The organism is Streptomyces sp. NPDC002306 (genome assembly GCF_053593435.1).
In genome coordinates, this window is record NZ_JBSFCK010000009.1 from 311,947 (window position 1) to 335,517 (window position 23,571).

General features: G+C 70.9%; 16 protein-coding genes. 8 read left to right on the top strand and 8 right to left on the bottom strand.

What is annotated here, in order from left to right; translation table 11 throughout:
* Positions 1 to 71: 71 nt before the first annotated feature.
* The 5 genes from ACWCQK_RS20740 to ACWCQK_RS20760 are packed head-to-tail and all read left to right on the top strand — an operon-like array spanning position 72 to position 8,018.
* Positions 72 to 2,936, top strand: a complete 2,865-nt coding sequence (locus ACWCQK_RS20740; protein WP_451156834.1) for a nitrate- and nitrite sensing domain-containing protein — start codon at positions 72 to 74, stop codon at positions 2,934 to 2,936.
* Positions 2,933 to 3,367: a roadblock/LC7 domain-containing protein gene (locus tag ACWCQK_RS20745; RefSeq protein ID WP_451156836.1), complete on the top strand. Its 435-nt coding sequence runs from the start codon at positions 2,933 to 2,935 to the stop codon at positions 3,365 to 3,367. Before ACWCQK_RS20740 ends, ACWCQK_RS20745 begins: the two co-directional genes overlap by 4 nt.
* A 9-nt stretch (positions 3,368 to 3,376) precedes the next feature.
* Positions 3,377 to 3,772, top strand: a complete 396-nt coding sequence (locus ACWCQK_RS20750; RefSeq protein ID WP_451156838.1) for a DUF742 domain-containing protein — start codon at positions 3,377 to 3,379, stop codon at positions 3,770 to 3,772.
* 24 nt (positions 3,773 to 3,796) lie between these two features.
* Positions 3,797 to 7,432 carry a hydantoinase B/oxoprolinase family protein gene (locus ACWCQK_RS20755; RefSeq protein ID WP_451156840.1) on the top strand — a complete coding sequence of 1,212 codons (3,636 nt, stop codon included), beginning with the start codon at positions 3,797 to 3,799 and terminating at the stop codon, positions 7,430 to 7,432.
* Positions 7,413 to 8,018 (top strand): GTP-binding protein, encoded by a 606-nt coding sequence (locus ACWCQK_RS20760; RefSeq protein WP_451156842.1) that lies wholly within the window; start codon positions 7,413 to 7,415, stop codon positions 8,016 to 8,018. Before ACWCQK_RS20755 ends, ACWCQK_RS20760 begins: the two co-directional genes overlap by 20 nt.
* 193 nt (positions 8,019 to 8,211) lie before the next feature.
* Here ACWCQK_RS20760 and glpK read toward each other — a convergent pair whose 3' ends face one another.
* The 5 genes from glpK to ACWCQK_RS20785 form a co-directional block, all read right to left on the bottom strand.
* Positions 8,212 to 9,732 (bottom strand): glycerol kinase GlpK, encoded by a 1,521-nt coding sequence (gene glpK, locus ACWCQK_RS20765; protein WP_451156844.1) that lies wholly within the window; start codon positions 9,730 to 9,732, stop codon positions 8,212 to 8,214.
* A gap of 20 nt (positions 9,733 to 9,752) precedes the next feature.
* A complete protein-coding gene (locus ACWCQK_RS20770) occupies positions 9,753 to 10,502 on the bottom strand; it encodes an MIP/aquaporin family protein (protein ID WP_451156846.1) in 750 nt (249 codons plus the stop codon).
* 551 nt (positions 10,503 to 11,053) lie between these two features.
* Positions 11,054 to 12,706, bottom strand: coding sequence for an EAL domain-containing protein (locus tag ACWCQK_RS20775; RefSeq protein WP_451156848.1), 1,653 nt, complete (start codon positions 12,704 to 12,706; stop codon positions 11,054 to 11,056).
* A gap of 151 nt (positions 12,707 to 12,857) precedes the next feature.
* The gene (locus ACWCQK_RS20780) at positions 12,858 to 14,048 is read right to left on the bottom strand and encodes a lipid-transfer protein (RefSeq protein ID WP_451156850.1); all 1,191 of its coding nucleotides are present in this window, start codon (positions 14,046 to 14,048) and stop codon (positions 12,858 to 12,860) included.
* Between the two features lie 4 nt (positions 14,049 to 14,052).
* On the bottom strand, positions 14,053 to 14,472 hold the full coding sequence (locus ACWCQK_RS20785; RefSeq protein WP_451156880.1) for a Zn-ribbon domain-containing OB-fold protein: 420 nt from the start codon (positions 14,470 to 14,472) through the stop codon (positions 14,053 to 14,055).
* Positions 14,473 to 14,697: 225 nt separating this feature from the next.
* Between ACWCQK_RS20785 and ACWCQK_RS20790 the strand changes: the two genes are divergently transcribed.
* A complete protein-coding gene (locus ACWCQK_RS20790) occupies positions 14,698 to 15,234 on the top strand; it encodes an NUDIX domain-containing protein (protein ID WP_451156852.1) in 537 nt (178 codons plus the stop codon).
* Here the strand turns inward: ACWCQK_RS20790 and ACWCQK_RS20795 are convergent.
* Positions 15,225 to 17,603, bottom strand: a complete 2,379-nt coding sequence (locus tag ACWCQK_RS20795; RefSeq protein ID WP_451156854.1) for a glycoside hydrolase family 31 protein — start codon at positions 17,601 to 17,603, stop codon at positions 15,225 to 15,227. The genes ACWCQK_RS20790 and ACWCQK_RS20795 overlap by 10 nt on opposite strands.
* 214 nt (positions 17,604 to 17,817) lie before the next feature.
* Here ACWCQK_RS20795 and ACWCQK_RS20800 point away from each other — a divergent pair, with 214 nt between their 5' ends.
* Both ACWCQK_RS20800 and ACWCQK_RS20805 read left to right on the top strand, forming a co-directional pair.
* The gene (locus ACWCQK_RS20800; RefSeq protein ID WP_451156856.1) at positions 17,818 to 19,785 is read left to right on the top strand and encodes an acetoacetate--CoA ligase; all 1,968 of its coding nucleotides are present in this window, start codon (positions 17,818 to 17,820) and stop codon (positions 19,783 to 19,785) included.
* Positions 19,786 to 19,996: 211 nt separating this feature from the next.
* Entirely contained in the window at positions 19,997 to 20,890 is an 894-nt protein-coding gene (locus ACWCQK_RS20805; RefSeq protein WP_451156858.1) for a hypothetical protein, read from the top strand.
* Between the two features lie 69 nt (positions 20,891 to 20,959).
* Here ACWCQK_RS20805 and ptsP read toward each other — a convergent pair whose 3' ends face one another.
* Positions 20,960 to 22,630 (bottom strand): phosphoenolpyruvate--protein phosphotransferase, encoded by a 1,671-nt coding sequence (gene ptsP, locus ACWCQK_RS20810; protein ID WP_451156860.1) that lies wholly within the window; start codon positions 22,628 to 22,630, stop codon positions 20,960 to 20,962.
* A 78-nt stretch (positions 22,631 to 22,708) separates the two neighbouring features.
* Complete coding sequence (locus tag ACWCQK_RS20815; protein ID WP_451156862.1) at positions 22,709 to 23,158, bottom strand: PTS sugar transporter subunit IIA; 450 nt, start codon at positions 23,156 to 23,158, stop codon at positions 22,709 to 22,711.
* Between the last annotated feature and the right edge of the window lie 413 nt (positions 23,159 to 23,571).

Sequence of the window (23,571 nt, forward strand, 5' to 3'; positions counted from 1 at the left end):
GTAGTAGGCTCGCGCCGTTTGTTGACGCACTGTGTACCCCCTTCCGTACGGGGGTCGAGCTGGGGGAGGCCATGCGCTTTCGCGGGAAGTCGATCCGTCGGAAGATCGTGGCGCTGCTTCTCGTGCCGCTGGTGTCCCTGACCGCCGTCTGGGGTTTCGCCACGGTACTCACGGGTCGCGAGGCGAACCGGCTGTTCACCGCGTCGTCGGTGGTGGAGAAGATCGGATACCCGATCGAGGACACCGTCCACGTCGTCCAGCAGGAGCGTCGCCAGACCCTCGTCTATCTGGCCGACCCCCGGGCCTCCGACGCGCTGTCCGCGCTCCATCGCAACCGGGCCGCGACGGACCGCGCCATCGCCGAGATCCGTGGCAACGCCGACGACGCCGGCATCCGTGACGTCCTCGACCAGGACGACGCCGAGGCACTCACCGCCGTCCTCGACGCCTTCGACGGAGTCGACTCCCTGCGCCGGAGCGTCGAGGAGGGCACCGTCTCCCGGGCCCAGGCCCTCGACCTCTACAACCGGCTGATCGACCCCTGCTACGCCCTGCTGTCCACCCTGGACGTGGTCGACAGCGTCGAGATGGACAAGCAGTACCGGGCGCTCGTCAACGTGGCCCGCGCCCGGGAACTGCTCTCGCGGGAAGACGCGCTGCTCGGCTCCGCCCTGGTCGTCGGCCGGATCACCCACGACGAGATCCGCGACGTCTCCGACTTCGAGGCCCAGCGGGACGCGGTGTACGACATCAGCCTCGCCCAACTGCCCACCGCGGAGCGGGACCGTTACGAGCGGTTCTGGAAGAACGCCACCACGGCTCCGCTGCGGACGGCCGAGCAGTCCGTGATCGCGGCCAGGCCCGACCGCATGCCCCGCGGCGTCACCGCCAAGAACTGGGACACCGCGGCGGGGAGCGTGCTCGACGAACTCGGGACCCTCGACGCCCAGGCCGGCGACCGCTACCAGGACCGGGCCCGCCCGGTCGCGATGGGCGTCATCGTCCAGGCCGCCGCCGTCGGCGTGCTCGGTCTGATCGCCGTGATGTTCTCGCTCTTCCTGTCCGTGCGCGTCGGCCGCGGCCTCATCCGAGACCTGCGCCAGCTGCGACTGGAGGCCCACGAGGCATCCGGTGTGCGGCTGCCCAGCGTGATGCGCCGGCTGTCCGCCGGGGAACAGGTCGACGTCGAGACCGAAGTACCGCGCCTGGAGTTCGACAGGAACGAGATCGGTGAGGTCGGACGGGCCCTCAACACCCTGCAACGGGCCGCCGTCGAGGCCGCCGTCAAACAGTCCCAGCTGCGGTCCGGGGTCTCCGAGGTCTTCGTCAACCTCGCCCGCCGCAGCCAGGTCCTCCTGCACAAGCAGCTGACGTTGCTCGACACCATGGAGCGCCGGACCGACGACACCGAGGAACTCGCCGACCTGTTCCGCCTCGACCACCTCACGACCCGCATGCGTCGGCACGCCGAGGGACTGGTGATCCTCTCCGGCGCCGCCCCCTCGCGGCAGTGGCGCAAGCCCATCCAGCTCATGGACATCGTGCGCGCGGCCGTCGCCGAGGTCGAGGACTACGAACGCATCGAGGTCCGCAGACTGCCCCGGACGGCCATCACCGGCCCGGCGGTCACCGACCTCACCCACCTCGTCGCCGAACTCCTGGAGAACGCCACGGTGTTCTCGCCGCCCCACACCGCCGTCCAGGTGCTGGGCGAACGCGTCGCCAACGGCTTCACCCTGGAGATCCACGACCGTGGTCTCGGCATGACCGCCGAAGCGCTCCTGGACGCCAACCTCCGGCTCGCCGAGACGCCGGAGTTCGAGCTGTCCGACACCGACCGGCTCGGACTGTTCGTCGTCAGCCGGCTCGCCCAGCGGCAGAACGTCCGGGTCTCCCTCCAGCCGTCCCCCTACGGCGGCACCACCGCCGTCGTCTTCATCCCCGACATCCTGCTGACGGACGACGTCCCCGACACCAACGGCATCGGCTTCCGCCTCGACCGGCCGCATCCGCCGAAGGAGGAGACGCCCGCCGAGAGCCGACGGGCCGCGCTCGCCCAGCTGCCCGTGCAGCTTCCGGGCCTGCCCTCGCTGCTGAACGGGCCGGTCGAGCTGGAGGCACCCGTCGATCTCGACGCCCTGGACGGATTCCCCGGCGTGCTCGACAGCGAGGACAGCGAGCGCGGCGGACTGTTCCGTCCGCGTCGCACGGTCGCCCCTGTAGCGGACGGCGCGAGCGGACACACCGACGAGCGACACCGCCGCCTGCCCGACCCACACGGCGCGGACGAGCGCATCGACCCCGACGAGCACCTGAGCGCTCCCGTCCCGCTGCCCCGCCGGAGCACGCCCAAGCTGGTCAGCTCCCACGGACGCCCGGTCACCGAACAGCGCTCGCGACGCGCGGAGGCGGACGAGGAACGCTCCGCGCTCCCCGGCCCGCGCGGTGCCCGGCAGGACGGCCCAGCCCCCCTGCCGACCCGCCGCCGCGGTGCCACGACGCCACTGCGACGCGGGACCGGTGTGGCCGACCACGGCACCGAGCTCACCGAGCCCGCTGCCCCGCAGACCCACACCTCGGACGAGTCGCCGGATGGCCCGGCGCTCCCCAGGAGGGCCACCAGGCCCGCCGCCCTCCCGTCGAACCGCCCGGACGACACCGCTCCGCCCCGCGGCACAGCGCCTCACGAGGCAGGCTCCGGCAGCGCCGTCCTGCCCCGCCGCGTACGGCAGGCCAACCTGGCTCCGCAGCTGAAACAGACCCAGGCGCGGCGCGAGGACCGCACGGAGCTCGCGGAGCGCGACGCCGACGAGGTACGCAGCCGCATGGCCTCGCTCCAGCGCGGCTGGCAACGCGGCCGCGAGGAGAATGCCGTGGGCGACGACGCAGACAGCGGCACAGCACCACAACGAACGACAAAGGGGGACGGTCGATGACCGCACCGAAGGCGACCGACGACAGCGCGACCGGCAAGGGCGAGCTGAACTGGCTCCTCGACGAACTGGTGGACCGCGTCGCGAGCATTCGCAAGGCCGTCGTGCTCTCCGGCGACGGGCTCGCCACCGGCGTGTCCAAGGACCTCACCCGCGAGGACGGCGAGCACCTCGCCGCCGTCGCGTCGGGCTTCCACAGTCTCGCCAAGGGCGTGGGCCGTCACTTCGAGGCCGGCAACGTCCGTCAGACGGTCGTGGAACTCGACGAGGCCTTCCTCTTCGTGACGGCCGCCGGTGACGGCAGCTGCCTCGCCGTCCTCGCGGACGCCGACTCGGACGTGGGCCAGGTCGCCTACGAGATGACGCTGCTGGTGAAGCGAGTGGGCGTACATCTGGGCGCCGCCCCGCGCACCGATCTGTCCTCGGGCGGGTAGTGAGATGTCATGAGCACAGACGGTCAGCGCAGACGCCACTGGTTCGACGACGACGCCGGACCGGTTGTCCGTCCGTACGCCATGACGCGCGGCCGCACCACCAGTGCGGCTCAGCACCGACTCGATCTGATCGCGGTGGTCGTCACCGAGCCCCACGGGGACGACCCGGAGGTGGACCACAGCCTGTCCCCGGAACACGTGGACATCGTCGAGCTGTGCCGAGGCACCCCGCAGTCGGTCGCCGAACTCGCCGCCGGACTCGACCTGCCCATCGGAGTGGTGCGGGTCCTCATCGGGGATCTGGTCGCCGGGGAATTCGTCCATGTGACCCGGCCCGTTCCTCCGGCCGAACTGCCGGACGAGAGTATTCTGCGCGACGTGATCAACGGCCTCCGGGCGCTGTGAGCAGCGCGGAAGCGGAGTGAAGACGTGACAGGCTGGCAGTTCTGGGTGGACCGGGGCGGTACCTTCACCGACATCGTCGCGCGGCGCCCGGACGGCCGGCTGCTGACGCACAAGCTGCTCTCGGACCATCCCGCGCGCTACGCCGACGCGGCGGTGGCGGGCGTACGCGAGTTGCTCGACGGCTCGGGGGAGCCCGTGGAGTCCGTCCGCATGGGGACCACGGTCGCCACCAACGCACTCCTGGAGCGCAAGGGCGAGCGCACCCTGCTGATCATCACCCGCGGCTTCCGCGACGCCCTGCGCATCGCCTACCAGAACCGGCCCCGCATCTTCGCCCGCCGCATCGAACTGCCCGAGCCGCTGTACGAACGTGTCATCGAGATCGACGAACGCATCGCCGCCGACGGCACGGTCCTGCGCACCCCCGACCTGGACTCCCTCGCGGGCCCCCTCCGACAGGCCTACGACGACGGGATCCGGGCCGTCGCGGTGGTCTGCATGCACAGCCACCTCCACCCCGGGCACGAACACGCCGTCCGCGAGCTGGCCGCCCGCGTCGGCTTCCCGCAGATCTCGCTGTCCAGCGAGGTCAGCCCGCTGATGAAGCTCGTCCCCCGAGGCGACACCGCCGTCGTCGACGCCTACCTCTCGCCCGTGCTGCGCCGCTACGTCCAGCACGTGGCCGGCGAACTCGACGGCGTACGCATGATGTTCATGCAGTCCAACGGAGGACTCACCGAAGCCGGACAGTTCCGCGGCAAGGACGCCGTCCTCTCCGGCCCCGCGGGCGGCATCGTCGGCATGGCCCGCATGTCGAAGCTCGCCGGTTTCGACCGTGTCATCGGCTTCGACATGGGCGGCACCTCCACCGACGTCTCGCACTTCGCGGGCGAGTACGAACGGGTCTTCACCACGCAGATCGCGGGGGTGCGGCTGCGCGCGCCCATGCTGGACATCGACACCGTCGCCGCCGGTGGCGGCTCGGTCCTGCACTTCGACGGCTCCCGCTACCGCGTGGGGCCGGACTCGGCGGGCGCGGACCCGGGCCCCGCCTGCTACCGCGGCGGTGGCCCGCTCACCGTCACCGACGCCAACGTCATGCTCGGCCGCGTCCAGCCCGCCCACTTCCCCCAGGTGTTCGGCCCCGACGGCGACCAGCCCCTCGACGCGGGGCTCGTCCGCGACCGTTTCATCACCCTCGCGCACGGGATCCGGGAACAGACCGGCGACGACCGCAGCCCCGAGCAGGTCGCCGAGGGCTACCTCCAGATCGCCGTGGCCAACATCGCCAACGCCGTGAAACGGATCTCGGTCCAGAAGGGCCACGACGTCACCCGCTACGCGCTCACCACCTTCGGTGGCGCGGGCGGTCAGCACGCCTGCAAGGTCGCCGACTCGCTCGGCATCCGTACGGTCCTCGTGCCGCCCATGGCCGGTGTCCTGTCCGCGCTCGGCATCGGCCTGGCCGACACCACGGCCATGCGCGAACAGTCCGTCGAGGCGCCGCTGGAAGCCGCCGCCATGCCCGGCGTCCACAAGACGGCCGACGACCTCGAAGCCGCCGCCCGCGCCGAACTCCTCGCCGAGGACGTCCCCACCGAGCGCATCCACATCACCCGTCACGCCCAACTCCGCTACGACGGCACCGACACCACCCTCACCGTCGAGCTGACCGAGCCCGACGCCATGAGCCACGCCTTCGAAGAACGTCATCGCGCCACGTACTCCTTCGTCCTGGACCGCCCGATCGTCGTCGAGGCGCTCTCCGTCGAAGCCACCGGCATCACCCAACCCCCCGATCTGTCCGCCCTCGCCCCCTACGAAGGCCGCCCCGTCCCACCCGAGACGGTCCGCCTCCACACCGGCGGCGCCTGGCGCGACGTCCCCCTGCACCGCCGCGAGGGACTGCCTCCCGGCGAGACCGTCACCGGCCCCGCGATCATCACCGAGGCCAGTGCGACGACCGTCGTCGACGACGGCTGGCGGGCCGCGACGACCGACGACGGGCATCTGGTCATGGAACGCGCGACGGTCACGCAGAGTTCCGATCTCGACACGAGAGCCGATCCGGTTCTCCTCGAGGTCTTCAACAACCTCTTCATGTCGATCGCCGAACAGATGGGCGCCCGCCTCGAGTCCACGGCCCAGTCCGTCAACATCAAGGAGCGGCTGGACTTCTCCTGCGCCCTGTTCGACCCGGACGGGAACCTGGTCGCCAACGCCCCGCACATCCCCGTCCACCTGGGCTCCATGGGCACGAGCGTCAAGGAGGTCATCCGTCGCCGGCGCGACGCGATGCGGCCCGGGGACACCTACGCGGTCAACGACCCGTACCACGGTGGCACCCACCTTCCGGACGTCACGGTGATCACCCCGGTCTTCGACACCGGGACCGACGGCACCACGCAGGGTGACCGGATCCTCTTCTACGTCGCCTCCCGCGGCCACCACGCCGAGATCGGCGGCATCGCCCCGGGGTCCATGCCGGCCGACAGCCGCACCATCGAGGAGGAGGGCGTCCTCTTCGACAACTGGCAGCTCACCGAGCACGGCCGCTTCCGGGAGCGGGAGACGCTCCGCCTGCTCACCGAGGCGTCCCACCCCTCTCGCAACCCGAGGACCAACCTCGCCGACCTTCGGGCCCAGATCGCCGCCAACCGCAAGGGCGTCGAGGAAGTCGCCCGCATGATCGAGGACTTCGGCCTCGACGTCGTGCAGGCCTACATGCGCCACGTCCAGGACAACGCCGAGGAAGCGGTGCGCCGGGTCATCGACGCCCTGGACGACGGTGAGTACGCCTACGAGACCGACTCGGGCGCCGTCATCCGCGTGCACGTGCGCGTGGATCGCGAAAACCGCTCCGCCACCGTCGACTTCACCGGCACCTCGGAGCAGCTCACCACCAACTTCAACGCGCCGTCCGCCGTGGTCGACGCGGCCGTCCTGTACGTGTTCCGCACCCTGGTCGACGACGACATCCCGCTCAACGACGGCTGCCTGCGGCCCCTGAACATCGTCGTGCCGCCAGGCTCCATGCTCGCGCCACGGCCGCCGGCCGCCGTCGTCGCGGGCAACGTGGAGACCTCGCAGGCGATCACCGGGGCCCTCTACGCGGCGCTCGGCGTGCAGGCGGAGGGCTCCGGCACGATGAACAACGTGACCTTCGGCAACGAGCGCCATCAGTACTACGAGACGATCGCCTCCGGATCGGGTGCGGGGGAGGGCTTCCCGGGCGCGAGCGTCGTCCAGACGCACATGACCAACTCGCGCCTGACCGATCCCGAAGTCCTGGAATGGCGGCTGCCCGTACGGCTCGACGAGTTCGCGGTCCGGCCCGGCAGCGGCGGTGCCGGACGATGGCGCGGCGGCGACGGAGCCGTGCGCCGCATCCGGTTCACCGAGCCCATGACCGTCTCCACACTGTCCCAGCACCGCAGGGTGCCGCCGTACGGCATGGCCGGCGGCGAACCCGGCGCCCTGGGCGCCAACCGAGTGGAACGCGCGGACGGCACGATCGTCCGACTCCGCGGAAGCGACTCGGTGGACGTCCGTCCCGATGACGTACTCGTCGTCGAAACCCCCGGCGGCGGCGGCTACGGCCCCCCGTCGGCTGACCCCCATCAAGCAGGAGAAGAGATCGATGACCTTCGGGCGTACTGAGCGCGGCAAGCACCCGGTCGAGCCCGTCACGCTCAAGATCCTGGTGGCCGGCGGCTTCGGCGTGGGCAAGACGACCCTCGTCGGCGCGGTCAGCGAGATCCGGCCGTTGCGCACCGAGGAACTGCTCACCGAGGCAGGCCGTCCTGTCGACGACACCAGTGGCGTGGAGGGCAAGCACACCACCACCGTCGCCATGGACTTCGGGCGCATCACCCTGCGCGAGGACCTGGTGCTGTACCTCTTCGGCACGCCGGGCCAGGAGCGTTTCTGGTTCATGTGGGACGAGCTCTCCGAGGGTGCGCTCGGTGCGGTCGTCCTCGCCGACACGCGCCGCCTGGAGGACTGTTTCGCCGCCATCGACTACTTCGAGCGGCGGGCCATACCCTTCCTCGTCGGCGTCAACTGCTTCGAGGGCACCGACCGTTATCCGGCCGAGGACATCCGCAGGGCCCTCGATCTCGACGACGACGTGCCGCTGCTGCTGTGCGACGCCCGCGAGCGCGAGTCGGTCAAGGACATCCTGATCGGTGTGGTGGAGCACGCGATGGCGTACGCCGCGGAGCGCCGCCAGGCCCTCACCCCCTGACCGCACGCCGCCACCGACTGACCAGCGTGGCCTCACCACCTGGGCGCGTGTTCCCTCGTCATCCCGACCGCACGCCCCCTCGCCACCCCGTCCGCACGCGCGCGGCCCGTACCCCCGCCGACCGGGGTACGGGCCGCTGCTCTGCGCGTACACCCACGCGCGTGTGCCGCACGACCGGTGTACGCGGGTGTGTCTAGTGGTCGCCCTCCTCCATCCAGCCGAAGCTCTTCTCCACCGCCTTGCGCCAGTTGTGGTACTCGCGGTCGCGCACCGAGGCGTCCATGGACGGCGTCCACTCGACGTCCTTCTGCCAGTGCGCCTTGAGCTCGTCGAGGTCGTTCCACACACCCGTGGCCAGGCCGGCCGCGTACGCGGCGCCCAGGCAGGTCGTCTCGGAGACCTTGGGCCGGATCACGGGTACGTCGAGCACGTCGGCCTGATGCTGCATGAGCAGGTTGTTCTTGGTCATGCCGCCGTCCACCTTCAGGGTCGTGATCTGCACTCCCGAGTCCTGGAACATGGCGTCCACGACCTCGCGCGTCTGCCAGCTCGTCGCCTCCAGCACCGCGCGCGCCAGATGGCCCTTCGTGACGTACCGGGTCAGGCCCGTGACGACACCGCGCGCGTCGGAGCGCCAGTACGGCGCGAACAGTCCGGAGAACGCGGGCACGATGTACGCGCCGCCGTTGTCCTCGACGCTCTCCGCCAGCGTCTCGATCTCGTCGGCGGTCCGGATGATGCCGAGCTGGTCGCGGAACCACTGCACCAGCGCACCCGTTATCGCGATGGAGCCCTCGAGACAGTAGACCGGCGCCTCGGTGCCGATCTTGTAGCCCATCGTCGTCAACAGCCCGTTCTTGGACGGCACCGGCCGGTTGCCGGTGTTGAGCAGCAGGAAACTCCCCGTGCCGTAGGTGTTCTTCGCCGTTCCGACGTCGTAGCAGGCCTGTCCGAAGACGGCCGCCTGCTGGTCGCCCAGCGCCGAGGCGACCGGCACCCCGGCGAGCTGGCCGACGCCGGTTCCGTACACCTCGGCGGACGACCTGATCTCGGGCAGGACGGCTTCCGGCACGTTCATCGCGGACAGGATGGAGGGATCCCACTGAAGGGTCTCGAGGTTCATCAGCATGGTGCGGCCGGCGTTGGTGACGTCGGTGACGTGCTGTCCGCCGTCGGTGCCACCGGTCAGGTTCCAGATCAGCCAGGAGTCGATCGTGCCGAAGGCGATCTCGCCGCGCTCGGCACGGTCCCTGAGGCCCGGCACGTTGTCGAGCAGCCAGGCCGCCTTCGGGCCGGAGAAGTAGCTGGCCAACGGCAGCCCGGTCTGCTCACGGAAGCGGTCCTGCCCGTCGGTGCCGCCCAGTTCGTGGCACAGGGAGGCGGTGCGGGTGTCCTGCCACACGATGGCGTTGTGCACCGGCTTGCCCGTGGCCCGGTCCCACAGCACCGTCGTCTCACGCTGGTTGGTGATACCGAGCGCGCTGAGCTGGTCGGCACGCAGGCCGGCGTTGGCGAGCGCCCCGGCGACGACCGCCTGCACCTTGGCCCAGATCTCCGTGGCGTCGTGCTCCACCCAGCCGGGTTTGGGGAAGATCTGCCGGTGTTCACGCTGGTCGACGGCGACGATCGCGCCGTCCTGGTTGAAGACGATGCAGCGGCTTGACGTGGTGCCCTGGTCGATCGCGGCGACGTACTTCTCGACGTTGTCGGTCATGGCTACCCCTTGAGCTCGGTTCAGAAGGCTGCGTTGTAGATGAGACCGGCCAGCGCTCCGCCGGCCAGCGGACCGACGACCGGGATCCAGGCATAGCCCCAGTCGGAGGTGCCCTTGTTCGGGATCGGCAGGAAGGTGTGCACGACACGGGGACCGAGGTCGCGCGCCGGGTTGATGGCATATCCCGTCGGGCCGCCGAGCGAGAGACCGATGCCGACGACGAGCAGCGACACGATCAACACGAGCGTGCCGGACTCGCCGAGCCCGTCGACCAGGCCGAAGGCGAGGATCGGCAGCACGAGCGCGACCGTCGCGATGACCTCCGTGATCAGGTTGGCCGCCGGATTCCGGATCTCGGGAATCGTGGAGAAGATGCCGAGCGTCGGGGTGGGTCCGTCCGCCGTGTCCTCGGTGGCGCCCTTCTCCGGGACGTTCGCCTGGAACTGCGCGAAGTAGACCAGATAGGCGAGTACGGCACCCAGCACCGCGCCGACGATCTGGCCCAGCAGGTAGACCCAGACCTTGTCCCACTTGCCGGTGTCGACCGCGATGCCGATGGTGACGGCCGGGTTGAGCTGCCCGCCGGAGAGCGGAGCGGCGGTGTACGCACCCGCCAGTACGCCGAACCCCCAGCCGAACGCGATCACCACCCAGCCCGAGGCCCGCGCCTTGGAGTACCTGAGGGTGACCGCGGCGCAGACTCCGGCGCCGAAGAGGATCAGGATCGCTGTGCCGATGGTCTCGCCGACGAATATGTCTCCATTGCTCATGGCGGCTCCTAGGCCGAGCCCCGGGGATCGGTCCGGGTGCTCCGTGCGGGGTGCGCTTCCCGTGGCGACTGCTGCCGGGCAGGGAGTCCCGCGCCCCGCCCGGCGTCCATGACGAGCGTGCCGTCGCAGTCGAACCGCCCATGAGGGAACGAGCCTTGGCTCGCAGGCCCGCGCGGCGCAGTGCCGGAATACGCCGAGAATGTACGGCGATGTCGACTGACACCGGGAAGTGTTCACCGGCACCCAAGGAGCGTCAAGCGCACCGACAGCAACGGTTGAGCCCGGCCCGGCGGAGCGTGCCGCCTCAACCCGTCGTCGCCCGGTGAGCTCGCTGTGGCGCAGCGACCTTCAGAGTCAGGCTACCTCGCCCCGGGCGCAGGGGCCCGTCAGGCAGATCCAGCCGTGAACAGCCGCCTGGCCTGCGGCGACGAGGCGCGCCTACCTCGCTCAGCCCTGAGCGGCCGACCCGGTTCGCGGCCCGCGCCCCGGAGTTGTCCAGCCGGTCAGCCGGTCAGCCGGTCAGCCGGTCAGCCGGTCAGCCGGTCAGCCGGTCACCCGGTCCCAGGTTCGGCCACCGCCCACCGCGTTCCGGCCGGCGCCGCACCTGAACCCCGCAGGATCTCGTGCCCCGGCAGCCCCGCCCGCCCCAGAACCCAGCTCGCACCGTGCAACGCCTTCGCGGTCTTCTTCAGCGGGGCCAGCCAGGCGGCCACCTGCCGATGGTCCGCCACGCTGCCCGGAACGCACATGACGGTGGCAAGGGACAGCGTGACGAGACGCCCGCCCGCGGACCAGGGCGCGTCCAGCAGGGAGGCGGCCAACGGATCAAGACCCTCCGGGTCCGCGAGCACCAGGAAGTCGTCCCCGCCGATGTGCCCCACCTGGGTGCTGCCGGACGCGGCCCGCTGCAACGCCCGTCCGACCGAGCGGATCAGTTCGTCGCCCGCCGCGAACCCGGCACCGTCGTTGACCTGCTTGAAGTGGTCCACGTCCAGCCAACTGAGCGCGAACGCCAGCCCATCCGCGATCCGGCGGTCGACCTCCCAGGTGATCGCGTCGGAGCCGGGCAGTCGCGTCAGCGGATTGAGACCGGCCGCCTCCTCGACCCGGGACTCGGCCAGCGCCCGGACCAGGTCCGCGAACCGTACGACGCCCACGCATCGCCCGTGCTGGTCGACCACGGCCACATCGTCCGAGGTACGGCCCTGACCGCCGACCGCCACCACGTCGAGCACCTCCCACGCCGTGGCGTCGATGCCGACCGTGCGCGGCGGGTCCCCCAACTTGGCGGCCGGCCGGTCGGCGTACAGGGCATGTCCGTACCGTCCCGACATCGACAGCAGGAACCTGGACCGGTGCACGGAGCGGACCGGGACCCCGGAGCGGTCCACGAGCAGCACCCCGGACACGTCCGGCGACCCGGTCAGCAGCGTCCGTACCTGAATCGCGGACGCCGTCAGGGGCAACAGGGCGGCCGGCCGCACGAACTCCCGGATCGACGGACCCGACCGCGGGTGGGGCAGGGTGCCGGGAGAACGCGGCGGAACGTATACGTCCACCGCGGGCAGCCTGGACGGCGGTGCGAACAGGGCACCCTGCGCCAGTTGGGCCCCCGCCGAGAGCGCCGTGGCGTACTGCACCTCGGTCTCCACGGCCTCGACGCACAGCAGCGCGCCCAGCCCGTCGCACAGCGTGCGCATCGACCGTACCGCCGCCGGCCGCGCCAGCAACGACGCGTCGAGTTTCACCAGGTCCGGTGCCATGTCCGCGAGGAGCCGCAGGGGTATGTCCCCGTCGCCCACGCCGTCCGCGCAGATCCGGAATCCCTGTGCCCGCAGGGTGTTCACCGCCTCCAGGAGCGCGCGCCGCGGCACATGTGTGAACGGTGGTCCGACGTCGACGGTCACCTCCCAGGGCAGGCGGCCGGCCTGGCGCACCGCGTCGTGCAGCGGGGTGAGCCCGCCGAGGTCGGCCAGGGTGCCGGCGAACACGTTCACGTGCAACGGCAGCAGTGTCTCCTTGCGCGTCGCCGCACGGACCGCCAACACCGCCAGTCTGCCGTCGAGTTCGGGGTCACGACGGGCCTCGGCCAGGATGTCGCCGGTCTCCGGTCGGGCAAGGATCTCCAGCCCCGCGACCCCGCCGGTCGAGAGGTTGATCACCGGTTGAAAGGCGAAACGGAGAGTATCCGTCCAGGAGGCCACGGGAAGCATGATGGCCCTACCGGAGAGCGCCCAGGCCCAGTTCATAAGACGTTCACGCAGGATTCCGAGGTGATCACACAGCGTGCGTAAAGGGGTCCGCGCGACCGGGACCACGTCCCTCGCCGGCCCCCGTCTCCCCGTCCTCCTTCGCTCAGCGTACGGCGATCACCGCCGAGCCGTGCCCGAACAATCCTTGGTTGGCGCTGATCCCCACACGCGCTCCCACGACCTGGCGCTCGCCCGCGGTCCCTCTCAACTGCCAGGTCAGCTCGCACACCTGGGCGATCGCCTGGGCCGGAACCGCTTCCCCGAAGGAAGCCAGCCCCCCGCTCGCGTTGACGGGTATGCGTCCGCCCGGTCCCGTCGCACCCTCGCGCAGCAACTTCACGGCCTCGCCCCCGGCGCACAGGCCCAGATCCTCGTACCACTGCAACTCCAGTGCGGTGGACAGGTCGTAGACCTCGGCCAGGGACAGGTCCTCGGGACCGATACCGGCTTCCTCGTAGGCGGCCAGTCCGATCGACGCGCGGAACGGCTCGGCGGCCGGTTCCACCGCCGCGGCCGAGTCCGTGGCGATGTCCGGAAGGTCCAGCACGGTACTGGGGTAGCGCGGCGTCACCGTCGACACCGCGCGGATCCGCACCGGTTCGCCCTGCCCGTTCCGGCGTGCGAACTCCATGCTGGACAGCACCAGAGCCGCCCCGCCGTCCGAGGTCGCGCAGATGTCGAGCAGTCGGAGCGGATCGGCCACCACGGCGGAGGCGGCGACCTCCTCGGCGGTGACCCGCGCGCGGTAGCGTGCGTACGGATTGAGCGATCCCATCGCCGCGTTCTTCACCTTCACCTGGGCGAAGTCCTCCACTGTGTCCCCGTGCAGGGCCATGCGCCTGCGCGCGTACAGCCCGAAATATATCGGATTCGTCGCCCCGAGCAGCCGGAAGCGCAGCCAGTCGGGATCGTCGGGCCGGTCACCGCCGGCGGGCCGGAAGAACCCCTTGGGCGCGGCGTCCGCCCCCACCACGAGCACGACATCCGCCAGGCCCGCGAGGATCTGCGCCCGCGCGGTGTTCACGGCCTGCGCCCCGGACGCGCAGGCCGCGTACACGCTGGTGACCCGGGCGCCCTGCCAGCCCAGTGCCTTCGCGAACGTCGCCCCCGCCACGTATCCCGGATAGCCGCCACGGACCGTGTCCGCGCCCACGATCGAGCCGATGTCCCGCCAGTCCAGACCGGCGTCGGCGAGGGCCGCGCGAGCCGCCACCGTGCCGTACTCCACGAAACCGCGTCCCCACTTGCCCCACGGGTGCATTCCCGCGCCGAGCACCGCCACGTCGTCCGTCATGCCGTCACACCCCCGTCGGCCGCCACTGCCAGGTCGTCCAGGTCGTCTCCGCGTCCTCGTGCAGCACTCCGGGGACGACCTCCACCTCCATGCCCACCGTCAGATCGGCGACGGTGACCCCGGGAGCAGCCTGTCCCAGCACCACGATCCGCTCGGACTCCAGCTCCACAGCGATCAACGCGTACGGCTCCCACGGAAGTTCCGGGTCGGTCACGTAGGGTGACGGTGGCCGGTATCTGCTGTCCGTGTACGACCAAACGCGCCCGCGCCGTGACAGCGGCACCTCCGCCAGTTCGCCCCCGGGACACCCGGGGTTGCGGCAGTGGATGTCCTCGCGGGGGAAGAAAACGCAGGCGCAGGCCGCACAACGGGTGCCGAGCAGCCTGAAGTCCTGCGCGCCGCCGGTGAACCACCCCGGAACCACGGGTGTCCGCGTACGCCCCACGATGCCTCCCCGGCTACGTATCTGACGGATCGTCAGCAGTGTGCCACGGGTCATCGGAATTGGGCAGGACCGCACCCGACGGCTTCCCCCCACTCTGCTTCCCTGCCCCCGCCACGGCCTCCCCGCGCCCGTCGAGTCGCCCGTCGTGCACCACCGGGCAGCCCGGGGAAGACGTCATCTGCGTGATCGGATACAGTCCGCCGCGTGTCCGAAACCCAACACTCCGCTCCCAACTCCGCCCTCGGCTCTCACTGTTCGAGCTGCGGATCGCCCTTCGGAGAGGGCATCTCCGGCTGGCCACGCACCTGCCCGGCCTGCGGCACCCTGGCCTACCGCAATCCGCTTCCCGTGGCGGTCGCCCTCCAACCCGTGTACGACACGAAGGGCACCGCACTGGTCGTCATCACCCGAACCATCGCCCCCGCGCGCGGAGGCATCGCGTTGCCGGGTGGATATCTGGACGACCGTGAGGACTGGCGGGGTGCCGTCGTCCGCGAGCTCAAGGAGGAGACCGGCATCGACGCCGTGAGCCGCGAGGTACGGCTCGCCGACGCGATGAGCTCCCCCGACGGCCACCTGCTGCTGTTCGGCCTCCTCCCGGAGTACCCGGCCGACCGCCTTCCGGAGTCGGTCGCCACGGACGAGACGGAGGGCTGGCATCTCCTGCGCAGGCCGGAGGAGCTCGCCTTCCCCCTGCACACGCTCGCCGTGCGCGCGTTCTTCGAGGGCCGCTACGTCTGAGCCTCGCGCCCCGCGAGCCCTCGCACGCGCACCGGGTGGGACGGCTCGCGCCCGCCGTGCTCACCCTCGCGCTCGACGACCACGCGCCGGCCCTCCCAGCGGGCCGTATAGCGCTCGATCTCCGGCTCGTCCCAGCCGTCGCCCCCGTCCTGGACCACCAGGCCGCCTCCCGTGCGTCCCCGGTCCGGTGCCCACACCTCCAGTTCCAGGGAGCCGTCCTCGCCGCGCACGGGGATGACGGAACCCGCGCGCGCGAGCACCGGTATGCGTGCCACGGGGGCGTCGACGAGCACCTGGCCGGGCCCTTCGTAAGCCTGCTCCGTCGCCGTGTCGTACCAGAGCCCCCGCGGCAGTTGGACCGCACGCCGGTCCGCCCCCGGATCGAGCACCGGCGCCACCAGCAGACAGTCACCCAGCAGGAACGCGTCCCCGCAGTCACGCAGTACGCGGTCCTCGGGCGCGCTCCACCACAACGGCCGCACATACGGCGCTCCGGTACGCCGGGCGAGATGCGCCAGCGTCATGAAGTACGGCAGCAGCCGCCGGCGCTCGGCGAGTGCCACGCGCGCGTGCTCCAGCGTGTCGGCACCGAACTCCCACGGCTCCCGGCGTCCCGCGCGCGGGCTCGCCTGTGTGCGGAACAAGGGCAGATACGAGCTCAGCTGGAACCAGCGCAGGTAGAGCTCGGGCGACCCGGTCCCGTCGTGGCCACCCACGTCCGGCCCCGAGTACGGCACTCCGCACAGCCCCAGCCCCATGACCAGCGCCAGCGAGGCCCGCAACCCGGGCCAGCCCGTGGCCACCCCGCCCGACCACGCGCCCCCGTACCGCTGCAAGCCCGCCCATCCGGAGCGGGAGACGACGAACGGACGCTCCTGGGGAGCCAGTTCACGCAACCCCTCATACGCCGCCCTGGCCATGCACAGCGCGTAGACGTTGTGCGCCTCGCGGTGGTCACCGCCCCGCTCGTCGAGGGAGTGGCGGGCCGACCGAGGCAACGTCGACTCCCCGAAAGCGGTGAACGAGGTCGGCTCGTTCATGTCGTGCCAGAAACCCGCGAAGCCCTCCGTCAGCCGCTCCGCGTACAGACCGCCCCACCACTTGCGCACGCGCGCGTGGGTGAAGTCCGGGTACACCGCCTCCCCGAGCCGCGCCACCCCGTGGACGAGCTCCCCAGAGGCGTCCCGTACGAAGGCACCCAGGGCTTCACCGCTGTCGTACACGGAGTTCCCGGGCGCGACTCCGACCGCTGGATCGACGACCGAGACCAGACGGATTCCGTCCCGGCGCAGTTCCTTGGCGAACGCCGACAACTTGGGAAAGCGGCCGGGATCGACGGTGAACCCCTGGTGCTCGTCGAAGTGGGCGCCGTCGAGGTGGACGGCGTCGAGCGCCAGACCGTGCTCCCGGTAACCCGCGACGGCCCGTCTCAGCTCCTGCTCGTCACCGGACCCCCGGCGGGCGTGCTGGTGACCCAGAGCCCACGCCGGCGGCAGCGCGGGCGCACCGGTGAGCGACGCCCAGGCCAGCAGCACGCGCGCGGGGGTGCCCACCATCACCCAGCAGCGCAGTGGACCGCCGTCCATGCGCAGTTCGCACCGGCCGGCCCGGTCGTGCCCGGAACCCGCGCCCTCCTCGCCCTCCCGCAGGGCCACCGTGCCGTCCCACGAGGTGTCGTGGAACACCAGGTGGGTGGCCGCGTCGGCCACCACGAGCTGCACCGGCATCGTCAGGTGCAGCGGGTCGTCGCCGGACGCGAAGGGACGACCCGGATCGGAGTTCCACAGACGGTACGTGCCGTCCCGCAGACGGGGCCCCGACGACCGCCCCCCGAGCCCGAAGAACCGCGCGTCGGCGGACACCTCGGACCGCTGCATCCAGCGCGCCGGGCCGCCACCTACGGGCTCCCACCAACGGGGCGGCAGATCGCGGCGCAGGGTCACGCCTCCCGGCGTACGCACCTCGACCGCGCCGTGCCGCGAGACGGTGACCGTCACCCGCTCGGCCACGACCCGCCAGCCGCCGTCCTTGTCCGGCTCCAGCACCGCCCGCGGATCGGGCTCCGGGCAACGCCCCGCCAGCGCGTATGACGGCTCGGGTCCCGCCCCGTCCCACCCCCAGAACACCGCGCCGTTGACGGCGACGAGAATCCGCAGCTCGGACCGACTGAACCGGACCGTGCCGCCCCCGGGCCCCGGCTCCGCGCCCTGGACGGCACCGGGTACCCGGGCACGCTCGGCGCCCCGCGACGGCAGCGCGGCGGCGTCGGCACGCCTCCTGCGCCAGGCGGCCCGGACCGTACGCAACCTCTGGGCCGCCCCCGCGGAGCCGACCACCTTCACCGAACGCACCAGGTCACGACCGTCCATGCTGCTCACCCTGCCATTGACTGCCCCACGCATGCGTGCCGTTCAACTTCCGTTCACCCGTGACGGGACCACACCTTCATGGCGCGGACTATGTGGAGCGCACCCTGGTGCAGAAGTCGATCACATGGCATCGTCCGTGTCAGCCGCGTCACGCGCACACCCCCTGCCCGTGCGCGACCGACGCACACGAAGCGCACAGTCCGGGAGCCGCCCCATGTCGACCGTGAACCCCCAGCCTCTCTGGCAGCCCGATCCGGATCATATGGCCAAAGCCCAGGTCACAAGGTTCCAGGCCTGGGCGGCGGAACGACACGCGGGCCCGGCCGAGGGCGGCTACGCGGCGCTGCACCGCTGGTCCGTCGACGAGCTCGAGACGTTCTGGCAGGCCCTCACGGAGTGGTTCGACGTACGGTTCTCGACGCCCTACGCGCGCGTGCTGGGCGACCGGTCGATGCCCGGCGCGCGGTGGTTCCCCGGGGCGACGCTGAACTACGCCGAGCACGCACTGCGCGCGACCGCCACCCGCACGGACGAACCGGCCCTCCTGTACGTCGACGAGACCCACGAGCCGCGCCCCGTCAGCTGGACCGAACTGCGCCGCCAGGTCGGTTCCCTGGCCGCCGAGCTGCGCGCGCTCGGCGTACGCCCGGGAGACCGCGTCAGCGGATACCTCCCGAACATCCCGGAAGCCGTCGTCGCGCTCCTGGCGACAGCCGCCGTGGGCGCCGTCTGGACGTCCTGTGCCCCCGACTTCGGCGCCCGCAGCGTCCTGGACCGCTTCCAGCAGGTTGAACCCGTCGTCCTGTTCACCGTCGACGGCTACCGCTACGGAGGCAAGCGGCACGACCGCCGCGAGACCGTCGCCGAACTGCGCCGCGAGCTGCCGACCGTGCGTGCCGTCGTCCACATCCCCCTCCTCGGCACCGAGGCCCCCGAAGGGGCGCTGGAGTGGTCGGCGCTGACCGCCGCGGACGTGGACCCCGTCTTCGAACAGGTCCCCTTCGACCACCCCCTCTGGGTGTTGTACTCCTCCGGTACGACAGGCCTGCCCAAAGCCATCGTCCAGTCCCAGGGCGGCATCCTGATCGAGCACCTCAAACAGCTCGGCCTGCACTGCGACCTGGGCCCCGAGGACCGTTTCTTCTGGTACACCTCGACCGGCTGGATGATGTGGAACTTCCTCGTCTCCGGCCTGCTGACCGGCACGACGATCGTCCTCTACGACGGCAGCCCCGGTTACCCGGACACCGGTGCCCAGTGGCGGGTGGCCGAACGCACCGGAGCCACGCTCTACGGAACCTCGGCCGCGTACGTCATGGCATGCCGCAAGGCGGGCGTACATCCGGCGCGGGACTTCGACCTCTCCCGGGTGCGATGCGTCGCCACGACCGGCTCGCCCCTGCCGCCCGACGGGTTCCGGTGGCTGCACGACGAGGTACGCGACGACCTCTGGATCGCGTCCGTCAGCGGCGGCACGGACGTCTGCTCCTGCTTCGCGGGAGCCGTACCCACCCTCCCCGTGTACGTCGGAGAACTCCAGGCACCGGGCTTGGGCACCGACCTCCAGTCCTGGGACCCGAACGGCCGGCCCGTCGTCGACGAGGTCGGCGAACTCGTCGTCACCAACCCCATGCCGTCGATGCCGATCCGCTTCTGGAACGACCCCGACGGCACCCGCTACCACGACAGTTACTTCGACACCTATCCCGGCGTATGGCGCCACGGCGACTGGATCACGGTCACCTCCCGAGGTTCCGTCGTGATCCACGGCCGCTCCGACTCCACGCTCAACCGCCAAGGTGTCCGGATGGGCTCGGCCGACATCTACGAAGCCGTCGAACGCCTCCCCGAGATCAAGGAGTCCCTCGTCATCGGCGTCGAACAGCCCGACGGCGGCTACTGGATGCCCCTCTTCGTGCACCTGGCCCCCGGCGCGGCGCTCGACGACGCCCTCCTGGAGCGCATCAAGCGGACCATCCGGGAACAGCTCTCACCACGCCACGTCCCCGACGAGGTCATCGAGGTCCCGGGAATCCCGCACACCCTGACCGGAAAGCGCATCGAGGTCCCGGTCAAGCGCCTGCTGCAGGGCACTCCGCTGGAGAAGGCGGTCAACCCGGGTTCCATCGACAACCTGGACCTGCTGCACTTCTACGAGGACCTGGCCCGCAAACGCGCCTGACCGTTCCGCCGAGCGGCGGTCGGTCACCTCCCGCAGCCCGCGTCGGACCGCGCTGAGCCCGACGGCGAAGTCCGACGCGGTCCGACGCACGTCGGCCCTCCGACCTGCACGATCACGCGTCGAGCAGGCCGTGACCCCCTGGCCGGAGTCTCACTGTCAGTGCCGCCGGTTACTGTGAGTGAGCATTGATCGACCGTGCACAGGGGGAAACATGGCGCACACCGACCACCAGACCATGCGACGCGTCCTGCGCCGCGAAATCGCCGGCACCATCGGCCTGCTGACCGACGAACACGACTTCCACGCCATGCGGCACTACCGCAGCTTCACCTTCGACGACCACACGACCTACCTCGAACAGGTCGAGACGCTCCTCAAGACCCGGGCGGCCGAGGGCAACCACACCACGATCGCCCTCTTCGACCCACAGGACTACGCCGAGTACTGCACGGCCGGCGGCCTCGACCCCGACACCCCGTCGAGCCGCACACGCTTCACCGCCGAACTCGCGGCCACCGGCCCCACGGTCGCCTACGAGGGCCAGCCCCTCAGCGACCTGGTGCCGGACCTCGTCGACGAAGCCGTCCGGCAGGCCACCTGGGAGTACGCGACGACGCTCCTCGCCCGTCTCGGCGCCTGCGCGTCCTGCGGCGAGGACATCGGCCGCGCGGCCTTCACCAACGCGTCGAACCTCTTGGCCCGCATCCTCGACACGGCCCCACCGGGCGACCGACACCTCGTGTGCAGCGTCTCGGGCACTCCGGAAACACTCGCCGCCGTACTCCACGCCGACGACGACATCGACGGCACCGCACAACTCGACGAGGTGGAAGCACTCGAATTCACCACGGTGCTCGCCCTGGGCATCGCCACCCACAGCCCCGGCGGACTGGTCATGAGGACCAGCGCACCCGGCAGCCCCGACCGGATCTACGGATGGCGGCTGCGCGGTGACGGTCTCGCACCCCTGACCGCGGGCGAGGTGTTCGACGCCTACTGCACGGACGTCGAGAACGGCGACCTCATCTCCCCGGAGTCCGACGTCGACTACTGCGAACCACCCGGCCTAGGGGACGAGGAGCCGAAGCAGGGCCACCACCACTGAACACGGCGGGGGCGCCCCACCCGAGGGTGGGGCGCCCCTGACGAAGAGCCGACGGCCGACGCGGTCCGACTACTCGCCGGACAGCACCGCCAGAGCCGCCTCACGCGCCTCCTCGGCGCTGTCCGCGGCCCGCGCCGCCGCCGCGGCCCGCTCGCACTGGGCCAGCGTGTACTTCGCCAGAGCCGCGCGGACATAGGGAATCGACGCCGCACCCATCGAAAGGGAGGTGACGCCCAAACCGGTCAGTACACAGGCGAGCAGCGGGTCGGACGCCGCCTCACCGCAGACACCACAGCTCTTTCCCTCGGCAGTCGCCGACTCCGCGGACATCGCGACCAGGTCGAGCAGCGCGGGCTGCCACGGGTCCTGGAGCCGGGACACCGCGCCCACCTGACGGTCGGCGGCGAACGTGTACTGCGCGAGATCGTTCGTCCCCAGCGACAGGAACTCGACCTCCTGAAGGATCGAACGCGCCCGAAGCGCAGCAGAGGGAATCTCCACCATCGCGCCGAACTTGGCCCGCAGCCCGGCCTCGCGACAGGCGTCGGCGAACGCCTTGGCGTCGGCACGGTCCGCCACCATCGGGGCCATCACCTCGAGGTAGACGGGCAGGCCCTCGGCCGCCTTCGCCAGCGCGGTGAGCTGGGTGCGCAGCACGTCGGGATGGTCCAGCAGGGTCCGAAGGCCGCGCACGCCGAGCGCCGGGTTCGGCTCGTCGGCCGGGGTCAGGAAGTCCAACGGCTTGTCCGCACCCGCGTCCAGCACACGGACGACGACCCGTCCCTCGGGAAACGCTTCGAGGACCTGGCGATAGGCCTCGATCTGCTTCTCCTCGGACGGAGCGTTCTTGCTGTCGTCCAGGAAGAGGAACTCGGTCCGGAAGAGGCCGACACCCTCGGCACCGGCCGCGACGGCGGCCGGCACGTCGGACGGACCTCCGACGTTCGCCAGCAGCGGCACCTTGTGACCGTCGGCGGTGGCACCCGGTCCGGTCGAGGCCGCCAGCGCGGCCGTGCGCTCGGCGGCCGCGGCCCGCAACTGAGCCTTCTTCTCGTCGCTCGGGTTCACGAAGATCTCGCCGGTGCTGCCGTCGACGGCGATCAGCGTTCCCTCGGCCAGCTCACCGGCACCCGGCAGCGCCACTACGGCCGGAACGCCCAGCGCCCGCGCCAGGATCGCGCTGTGGCTGGTCGGCCCGCCCTCCTCCGTGACGAAGCCGAGCACCAGGGTCGGGTCCAGCAGAGCCGTGTCGGCCGGGGCGAGGTCACGCGCGACCAGCACGTAGGGCTCGTCGCTGTCGGGGACACCCGGCATGGGCACCCCCAGAAGCCGGGCGACGATACGATTCCGCACGTCGTCGAGGTCCGCCACCCGGCCGGCCAGGTATTCACCGGCGTTCGCGAGCAGTTCGCGGTAGGAAGCGAACGCGTCGTACACCGCCCGCTCGGCGGTGCTGCCGACGGCCACCCGCCGGTCCACGTCCGCCATCAGCTCGGGGTCCTGGGCCATCATGGCCTGCGCCTCGAGCACCGCTTGCGCTTCGCCGCCCGCCAGATTGCCGCGCGCCATCAGGTCGGCCGCCACAGCCTCGACGGCCTGTCGGGCCCGCCCCTGCTCGCGCTCCGCCTCTTCCGCCCGGATCTGCTTGGCCGGCGGTTCGAGCACCGCCGTTCCCATGTGCCGAACCTCGCCGATCGCCACACCGTGGCTCACGCCGACGCCTCGCAGCGTTGTCTCCATCTCACCCGTCTCCGATAGTGCGGCGGGTCCCGCCGCCGCGGTGGTTGTCCTACGTGCCGTCGTACGACGGCACGGACGTCAGCTCCAGAGGAAGAGGCTGTCGCCGGCCTTGACGTCGCCGTCGTCACGGAGCTCGGAGAGCGCCTCGGCCGTGGCCTCCAGTGCCACGATCGGGCAGATCGGGGACTTGCCGGCGGTCTCGACGGCGGCCGGGTTCCAGCGGATCACGGCCTGGCCGCGAGTAACGGTGTCGCCCTTGTTGACGAGGAGTTCGAAGCCCTCGCCGTTGAGCTGCACGGTGTCGATCCCGAGGTGGGTGAGGACCCCGTGACCGCTCTCGTCGACGACGACGAACGCGTGCGGGTGAAGGGAGACGATGACTCCGTCCACCGGAGCGACCGCCTCCGAAGGCTCGCGCACGGGGTCGATGGCGGTCCCCGGGCCGACCATGGCCCCGGAGAAGACCGGATCCGGCACAGCCGCCAGTCCGATGGCGCGTCCTGCGATAGGGGACGTCACGGTGGTCATGGGAAGCCTCCCGGGAGATGGAGCTGCATAGGGGCCGTCCCGGCTTGTATCGAACGGCGCACTGGGCAGCAGGGTATGTCATATGAAGTGCCGGTTCCGCACGAGAGCTCCGGAATCATGGTCTAGACCACATCCCGAATCGATTTGCACCCGCTCCGCAGCCCCGTGTACAGTCGTACCCCTGCTTGAGAACGAGCGGCGCCACTCGACGCCCTCGCTCAGCGGAACCCAACTTGTCAGATCCTATCTCGGGGTCATCTTCTGCATGCCTGCAGGACGGTGGTCAGAGAGACGGAAAATCACTGATAGAGTCGGAGTCGCCGGAAAGGGAAACGCGGAAGCGGAAACCTGGAAAGCACCGAGGAAATCGGGTCGAGAAAAGATCTGATAGAGTCGGAAACGCAAGACCGAAG